Raw genomic sequence first — 7,599 nt, 5'->3', positions numbered from 1 at the left:
TGCATGCGCGCACCGAGATCGAACGCTGGCGACGCGAATACAACGAGGACCGACCCAAGAAAGCAATTGGCGGCATGACGCCGTCCGCTTATGCCCAACATCTGGCAAACACCGATATCATTAACCCCGGACTCTAAACGCGGCCGCTACTCAGGGCGGGGGGACGTCGTTCCCACGCGCAGCCCGGTCTGCCGCCGGTCCTGATCGCCTGCGAAGCCACCGGCTTCGATGACGTCTTGCCGGGCGGCGATACGCAGAGCGTGGTGCTGGGCCGGCTGCACGTCTGCATGCATGAAGACCCGGCAGCTGATGTCCTCACCTGGCTGCGCAAGCAAGCGCACCGTAACGGAGCGACACGGTGACTACCGCACACGCAATTGCCTATCCATAAGGCGCCAACTACGCAATCAGCGAAGAAGAACACGACGTGTCCCGGTAGTTTCCGAGCCACAAAAAAGGCACTTGGACGCGCGTCCAAGTGCCTGCTTTCTATTGGCCCACCCTCAACCACACTTCGGCCCGAATCCCTATATTTGCAAGGATTAGACCATCCAAGTAGTGACAGTTACCACCACAGTTACTGTCAGGACTTTCATGTTGTCGTACAGCGCCACGCCTTTGGAGCACAGTCAAGACCCCGGGATGTGCAGCTCTGGCGCCAGCGCTATGCTAAGGCAATGTCCGTCAGTCATTTAGAGGCTATGCCGCATGTCAGATCTTCTAACCGACACCCTTGAGGCACGCTTGTGGGCACACGGAGCCACTGCTCGGCATGAGGGTGGCATCTATGGGCTGATCGCTGCGGGAGTGATCTGGACAGATGCTCGTGCTGCGGACGGATCGCTCATCCTGGAGGCGGCGCGTCCAGGTCGCCCTGAGTGAAGTAGATGGTCTTGTTGGACGTGGTCATGGGTGCGCATTCCTTGCGGTTGGAGTTCAGGTGGAAACCCGTGAAGCACTTGGACGTCCAGAAAGGATCAAGACCCTCTCAGGCGCTTGCGAAGCGCCAGCCGCCCTGCCCGCTTTCGGGGATCGCAGCGTCGTGTAAGCCGCAGGTCAACGCAGTAGCAGACGCTGGCCAACGGCAGGCACAACAACAGATACAGGCCTGGCAGGGCCCTGCCGGGTACGCCGTGGTTGATGAGGAGATCCATCACAGGCAGCATGAAAGCGAGCGAGAAGAGCGAGACAAACAGGTGCCAGAAGCTGAAGAATAGGTATCGATTCGTCCAGCGCGTGCCCTTCGCCGGGCTGTCGATCGACTCGGTTGCCAGGCGATGTGCGGCCACCGGCATCCGCAGCCGAGCATTCCGGACACGAGCACGATGCCCACATAGATCAGCGAAAGGGTCAGCATGTGTCAGCGCTCGCGCAGGGCTTCAGTGGTGTGCTGTTGAAAAGGACTAAGCAGATAGTCGATGACCCGGCGCTTGCCCGTCTTGATCTCTGCACTAAGGCTCATCCCGGCATTCAACCGCGCACTTATACCATCGATCTTCAGCATGGCCCATTCCAGCTTCACCCGGGCAGGGAACACTAGGCCCAGCTGTTCGTCCTGCGCGGCGTCATGGGAGACGCTAACTACCTTGCCGGTCAGGTAGCCGTAGCGGCTATATGGAAAGCTATCGACTTTCACGATCACATCCTTACCCGGCCGCACGAAGCCGATGTCCTTGTTGAGCACAGTGGCCTCGATCTCCAGAGCGTCTTCGCTGGGTACGACGACCAGAAGTGCCTGGGCTGGTGTGACAACGCCACCGACAGTATGCACAGCCAGCTGTTGGACGGTGCCAGCTACCGGTGCCCGCAACGCAGCCCCTTCAATTCCGAAAGCGCGATCACCTGTGCCGCGACATCGACCCTATTGCTGAGCAGCTACAACCCGATGAACAGTGGCAGCGCGTATTTGATCACCTGCTCAAACGCATCTACCGACATCTGTGGCAAGCGCGCACCAAAGGTCTGCGCAGCATTATGACGCAACGCGCCACCTACTGAGTCCGCTCCCTCGTTTGCTGCGGCAGCGCTATCGACAAACATCGCACGGCTCGACCCTTCGTTCCGAGAGGCCGCAGTTCGTAGCCAAGCCATGCGGCGTGGGCGGTGCCGTAGATGATCGCAACCTCGCAAGACAACTACGAAAGTGGCAGTAGGGGATGACCATCGTCTTGCGAGTCGGCGGAACCGAGGATGGCGATATCGCTCACTGTTTCGGGCCTATCCACCACGGGACGCCGCCACTCAATTAACGCGCGAATGGGCGCCCCCCCCCACCCACAACATCCCTTAAAGAACCCTATCCCTGATGAAAACTTCACCACTGCCAAGGCATTTGGCAGCTCTCTCGTTTGCCATCGTTGCCACCCTCGCATCCTCGATCGCCGCGGCGCAGCCCCCGGGCGTCGTAGCACCTCTAAATCCCGACCGCGCGGTGCTTCCGGTCATCTCCGGTTCGAAGGTCAGCACTCCCTTTGGATCATGCACCGTGGGGGCCGTGTTGGTGCCCACAAGCATCTTCCACAGGTTGACGCCTTACCAACGTGCAACGCGATGGATAGTGCTGGCTAAGCACTGCGCGCCCATGTACGCGAGCATCCACGTGGGTACGGCTACCATCGGCAACGTCGTATGGCAATCAGCCACCTCGGACATTGAGCTTGTGCGGGTATCGCCCCAGCAGGATCAGGCCGCAGTGTTGTACTGCTCTTCCCACAGCAGCGCAGCCTTTTGCAATCCGATCCAGTCCTATACCCCCCGGGCGAACAATCAGGTCTTCATGCCACGCGCAGGGCGGGAGGCGCGTCTTGCTGTAACGGGTTGGTCGAACGCGCCCGACGGGCAGTTCTGCACAAGCGGCTGGCGCACTGGCGTCCGCTGCGTGTGGCATGGCATGTCTTTGGTACCTGGAATTCCGAGACCGAGTTATCAACACATTGATGCCGCCCACGCATCTGAGCTCAATAGCATCGACAACGGCGACTCCGGTGGACCAGTTGTCACCTACGACCGGCATCTGATCGGGATCATCTCATCCGGCGAGCACGATGGCCGTTCCATCGTCTACTACACACCAATGCAACAGGTGCTGCACGAGCTGTATAGCTACTCCCTCGCCCCGGCCGACCTCCCCACCGCTGCCGGCGACGACAATCCGATTTCCGCTGGCGGTGAAAACGTTGGTTGGGAACTGGCGCCTACCGACGGGTGAGGACGGTACGGTCGCGACTCACATCCGGGTGAGCACAACAGGTCGGCGTCTAGAACATCAGGCTGTGTCATTCGCAGCCGGTTGAATTTGAAGTAGCTATCAGTCAGCAAGGCGCCGCCTCCGGGCGGCGCTTTGCTATGCGGCTGAACAGCAGAACCTACCACGTCGCCAAAGTCGGCGGGCACCCCTGCCCCCTTCAGCAGCGCGTCGAATGGCTCTATGAAGAGCGCAGGCGTGGCGCGGCGACGATTGCGCGCCCGTATCTCGTAGCCATCGCACGGGGCTAGCTGATTCGTTACCCTCTTGCTCAACCTCACCTCGAACCGTGACACATGGAAGAGCTGTCCAATGAGAATGCACAAATGAGCCGAGTGACCAAGGTGGCCATTACGGGGCTTTTCGGTCTCTATGACCACATGATCGACCTCAACGAGGCGGATAAGATCACGATCATTCATGGGCCGAACGGCGTAGGTAAAACAGTTCTGCTGAAAGCAATAGCAGCCTTTTTTAAGGGCAACTATTCGTTACTGACTGACACTCCGTTTAAGACGCTTACCATCTGGCTCAACAACGGCGAGCACGTCGTTATTTCACGTGTAAATTCGAGCAGAAAAGGAGGCAGAACCCATTTCGCCATTGATGTATCTATGCCGATCGGAGAATTATTAGATCTTGGCGCGCCCTACCGAATCGAACTTCCGGAAGAATACGCACGTTTTGCATCTTCTATGGCCAGGCATATACCCGGCTTGCAGCAAATAGGGCCTGACGAATTCTTTGATTCCCGCCTGAACGCTCCTTTGGATGCCGAGCAAGTCATCTGGCGTTATGCGGATCATCCTGCAACGCCAGGAATATTCAAAAGGCGCATTTCTGCTGTGGAGCCTCCAGAGGTTCGAAAATTCAGGCAGCGAGTGAATGTTCGGATGATTGAAACCAACCGCCTTTACAAAGTTGAGTCCAACGAAGTTGATTTCGAGGCGGCAGCACAGCTCAAAGACAGGATCACCGACTATGCAACGCAGCTCAGCGATCGCATCGAGCAGACTTTGGCTGACTATGGGCGCAATGCTCAAAAGTTAGATCAGACGTTTCCCCATCGCCTTATTTCCGAGGAAATTCTTCCCCTGAGCGTCGACGCGCTCAAGAAATCGATCAAAGGTCTTGACGACACTCAAAAAGCACTTGCCGAATTCGGGCTATTGGAGAAACTTGCGACTATTCCATTCGCTGACGATGCGTCAGAGATTGAAGGTTCGAAATTAGTTGCGCTCACGCTCTTCACACGCGACATTAAAGAAAAAATTGCGGTGCTAGGTCCACTATCAAACAGAATAAAAATTTTCTTAAACAGCATAAATTCCAAGCTTAGAAATAAGAAGATACATATCAACAAAGAAAGTGGACTTATAGCAAAGGATGCGCTCGGCACTATTCTCCCACTTGAGGACCTCTCTTCAGGCGAGCAACATGAAATCGTCTTGGCCTTTGAGCTCGTCTTTAACATGCCTAAAAATTCGCTTGTTTTACTTGACGAGCCCGAACTATCTCTGCACGTGACCTGGCAACGGATGTTTTTGCCTGAGCTAATGAGAATTTCAAGCGAAGTAGGATTCGACTGTATCATAGCAACACACTCTCCTTTTATAGTCGGCTCCCGTACAGACTTACTAGTTTTACTCGATGCCGATCCTGACGTGGATTTGCCGATAGAGAGATGGCCTGACAACAATAGCTCTTCTCAGGAAAACTAAGCCTATGGACGCACTTCCAAGGGCCTGGTCGCGCACGCCGGCAGACCTATTGGCTGAAATGGTCATGGCAGCAACGAATCATGAGGGGCCCTTCTTAATTATAGAAGGACCGACTGATCAAAGATTTTTTGAATTAAGAGTCGAAGCCTCTATTTATTTTGTCCAAGCAGGCGGCAAAGCAACTTGCATAGCCCTTGTAAGACTATTAAATACTATGGACAGGCCATTCCGATATCTTGGAATTGCTGACGAAGATTACGACTGGCTAGTTCCCGAGCAGGAAGAAAACCTTGTTTTTACGGACCCACGAGATCTCGAATCGATACTCATCCGATCCTCCGCGCTTGACTCCGTTATTCTTGAGCTTGGAGATACTGACAAGGTGACATATTTTCTAAACCGCACACGCGGATCCATCCGGGATGCCTTATTAGCTCGTGCGACATTCTTTGGGCGAGTTCGAGCAGTAGGATTCTTAAACGGAAGCATTTGCCTTGATGCAATCAAACCAGCACGATTCTGCAATCAAGACTGGACATACGATGAGTTAGCTTGCGCAAGAGTTTGTGTTGAGCTCGGCCTTTCGGACGAGACCGAAAAGCTTATGGCTGAAGCTCAAGCTCTTAATGCGCCCACAGAATGGCACTTCGCACGCGGCCACGACTTGGTTGACATTTTAATCGGAGGCTTTGCAAAGGTTCTAGGCAATAGCGCTCCTCCACGAAGGTATTTAGAAGCATTACTACGACAAAGCATGCAACACAGCGAATTTATTGCAACCAATCTCTTTCAGCGTGTTGCCGATTGGGAGGCGCAGTCAAATCAGCGCGTTTGGAAAGCAGCCTAACTCAAAGAAATAGTATATTCCGTTACAAAAGGGCGGGCACAAAGTGACCGCCCTCCTGTTAAATCTGTAAATAAAATTTTATCAAACGCTCGTTCGTGGTTTCTGCATAGCGGTTGACCATCTCGCATCCAACCCAGCTGTAGCCCTCTCGCTCAGCAGCTACTAATGTGGCGCCTGAACCCACAAAGGGATCAAACACCCAACCTCCGCCTCGCAGATCCGCACCAGCTGCCGCATCAATTCGGTGGGTTTTCCGGTCAGATGATGCTTATCAGCCTTGCGCACTGACTCGCGAATTACACCAAGCAGCACCGGCGCACGACGATCACGCGGCATGTTGCCCTTGCTGCCCCACACGATGTATCCGGACTGGTTGCGGAAGCGGCCCATTTGCGGCCGCACGCCTTCGGTCTTGTCCCAGACAGTGATGTCGCACCAGGTAAAGCCGGCGATCTGCAGCGCGTCGGTGGTCAGCGGCAGCTGCCGTCAATCGGTGAACAGCAGCACCGGCGCGCCTTCCTTGAGCACGCTCACGCACTCGGACAGCCACAGGTGCATCCACTTCAGGTGTGAGCGCTGGTCGCGTTCGTCGCCCACAGAGTCGGCGTGCAGTTGCGCGCCACCGCCCTGGACGTACTTCTGCAATGGCGGCTTTGCCCCTGCGGCCGCATGCAAACCACCGTTAGCATGAGGTGGATCACTGATCAGCTCGTCGAACGAATTGGCTTCGAGCGTGGGCACGATAGTCAGGGCGTCGCCCTGCAGGAGCTGGTTTTTCATGGTGAGAGCCTTCTTGGATTCGCTCACGGCGATCGGAGGTGAGGCTCTCGGCCCTCAGGTGATTGAGCGTGCCGCAGCGCGGGCACTTAATCTGGATTTCGTCGAATGCGCCGGCCTTGCACAGCAGGCAGGCGCATTCGCCACAACGGAGGTTCTTGAGCATTGCGTGGTCTTGCGGTGGGACGAGATTACGCCGCTGCTCGTGGCGTAATTCGGCCAGGCTGGCACTGCTGGACTTGAGACATTGCTACACGGAACGACGGCGAAATTCGCGCCGGCATACGCTTATGTCGGCCAACACTGCCTTAAGGATCGCGGCACTCACCAATCGTTTCGGCACCGCCACAGCTATGAAGTATGTTGCCTCGAGACTATTGCTATAGCGTTGCGGATTTTCCCGTTGACACGCTCCTAGCAGCGGAGCGAGTATTCCAACGTCGCCGCACATTCGGCGACCGGGATTGGTCTCCCGAATCAAAAGGCGCACCAGCGCCCATCGATCGATGCATGGCGCTTTTTTTCGCCCGCATCGTCGCGGGCGCATGCCGGCCAGCTTTATGGCGGGCGGTGCGCGGGGGCCGCAAGGCCCACCGGTTCCTTTTGGCCGGCAGACCAACCGCGCACTGTCCGCCACCCCGATTGGTCTCGGCGTGGCGGATTCCAAAACACAAAAGGAGTCCAGCATGTCTTACAACACCCAAGTAGCGCCCGCGTCTGCGGCGCGCCAGATGCCCCAGCATTTGGGTCTAATCGCCAACACCCTCGAATGCAGTCATGCGTGGCTGAACCAGATGGCACGCCTCGTAAGCACAGGCAAGGCCATCCACGCCCTCCCGTTTGCCGACAATAAAGCAGCGATCGCTGCAGTTGATCCCTTGTGCGCGCAGGTGCGGCGATGAGCACTAGCAAACAGTTCCGCGTCTGCACCGGCGTCACCCTCAGCTTCGAAATGATGCAGGGCTATGTGCTAGCGATGTTGCATTCCCACGCGCAGCCTGGTCTGCCGC

At 56.2% G+C, this 7,599-nt stretch carries 7 protein-coding genes and 3 pseudogenes; 6 read left to right on the top strand and 4 right to left on the bottom strand.

Annotated elements, in window-relative coordinates; all coding sequences use genetic code 11:
* On the top strand, window positions 1–137 hold a 137-nt coding region (locus OZ10_RS21725; RefSeq protein ID WP_139051363.1), incomplete at its 5' end, for an integrase core domain-containing protein.
* A gap of 1,223 nt (window positions 138–1,360) precedes the next feature.
* Here the strand turns inward: OZ10_RS21725 and OZ10_RS18440 are convergent.
* Together OZ10_RS18440 and OZ10_RS22730 are read right to left on the bottom strand one after the other, a co-directional pair.
* Window positions 1,361–1,813 (bottom strand): annotated as a pseudogene (locus OZ10_RS18440) (beta-barrel domain-containing protein); the annotation flags it as partial.
* Window positions 1,814–1,875: 62 nt separating this feature from the next.
* Window positions 1,876–2,040, bottom strand: coding sequence for a hypothetical protein (locus OZ10_RS22730; protein ID WP_202903043.1), 165 nt, complete (start codon window positions 2,038–2,040; stop codon window positions 1,876–1,878).
* 265 nt (window positions 2,041–2,305) lie between these two features.
* Between OZ10_RS22730 and OZ10_RS18435 the strand changes: the two genes are divergently transcribed.
* The 3 genes from OZ10_RS18435 (at window position 2,306) to OZ10_RS21705 (ending at window position 5,812) form a co-directional block, all read left to right on the top strand.
* Window positions 2,306–3,208, top strand: a complete 903-nt coding sequence (locus tag OZ10_RS18435; RefSeq protein ID WP_039566440.1) for a trypsin-like serine protease — start codon at window positions 2,306–2,308, stop codon at window positions 3,206–3,208.
* A gap of 332 nt (window positions 3,209–3,540) precedes the next feature.
* Window positions 3,541–4,965: an AAA family ATPase gene (locus tag OZ10_RS21710; RefSeq protein WP_081419662.1), complete on the top strand. Its 1,425-nt coding sequence runs from the start codon at window positions 3,541–3,543 to the stop codon at window positions 4,963–4,965.
* Window positions 4,966–4,969: 4 nt separating this feature from the next.
* The gene (locus OZ10_RS21705; RefSeq protein ID WP_081419661.1) at window positions 4,970–5,812 is read left to right on the top strand and encodes a DUF4435 domain-containing protein; all 843 of its coding nucleotides are present in this window, start codon (window positions 4,970–4,972) and stop codon (window positions 5,810–5,812) included.
* A gap of 58 nt (window positions 5,813–5,870) precedes the next feature.
* Here the strand turns inward: OZ10_RS21705 and OZ10_RS18425 are convergent.
* Window positions 5,871–6,592, bottom strand: a pseudogene (locus tag OZ10_RS18425) (DNA-methyltransferase).
* Window positions 6,510–6,695, bottom strand: a pseudogene (locus OZ10_RS21700) (Com family DNA-binding transcriptional regulator); the annotation flags it as partial. The pseudogenes OZ10_RS18425 and OZ10_RS21700, both read right to left, overlap by 83 nt.
* On the opposite strand from OZ10_RS21700, the gene OZ10_RS22940 reads away from it, so the two are divergent.
* Together OZ10_RS22940 and OZ10_RS18415 are read left to right on the top strand one after the other, a co-directional pair.
* Window positions 6,606–6,803: a hypothetical protein gene (locus OZ10_RS22940; protein WP_236727001.1), complete on the top strand. Its 198-nt coding sequence runs from the start codon at window positions 6,606–6,608 to the stop codon at window positions 6,801–6,803. The pseudogene OZ10_RS21700 and the gene OZ10_RS22940 sit on opposite strands and share 90 nt — an antisense overlap.
* 472 nt (window positions 6,804–7,275) lie before the next feature.
* The gene (locus tag OZ10_RS18415; protein ID WP_039566448.1) at window positions 7,276–7,491 is read left to right on the top strand and encodes a hypothetical protein; all 216 of its coding nucleotides are present in this window, start codon (window positions 7,276–7,278) and stop codon (window positions 7,489–7,491) included.
* The last annotated feature ends 108 nt before the right edge of the window (window positions 7,492–7,599 follow it).

Origin of the sequence: Xanthomonas cannabis pv. cannabis (genome assembly GCF_000802365.1) — a bacterium.
GTDB classification, from domain to species: Bacteria; Pseudomonadota; Gammaproteobacteria; order Xanthomonadales; family Xanthomonadaceae; genus Xanthomonas; species Xanthomonas cannabis.
The sequence above is the reverse complement of the archived record's forward strand: the minus strand, read 5'-3'. Positions and strand labels throughout refer to the sequence as shown.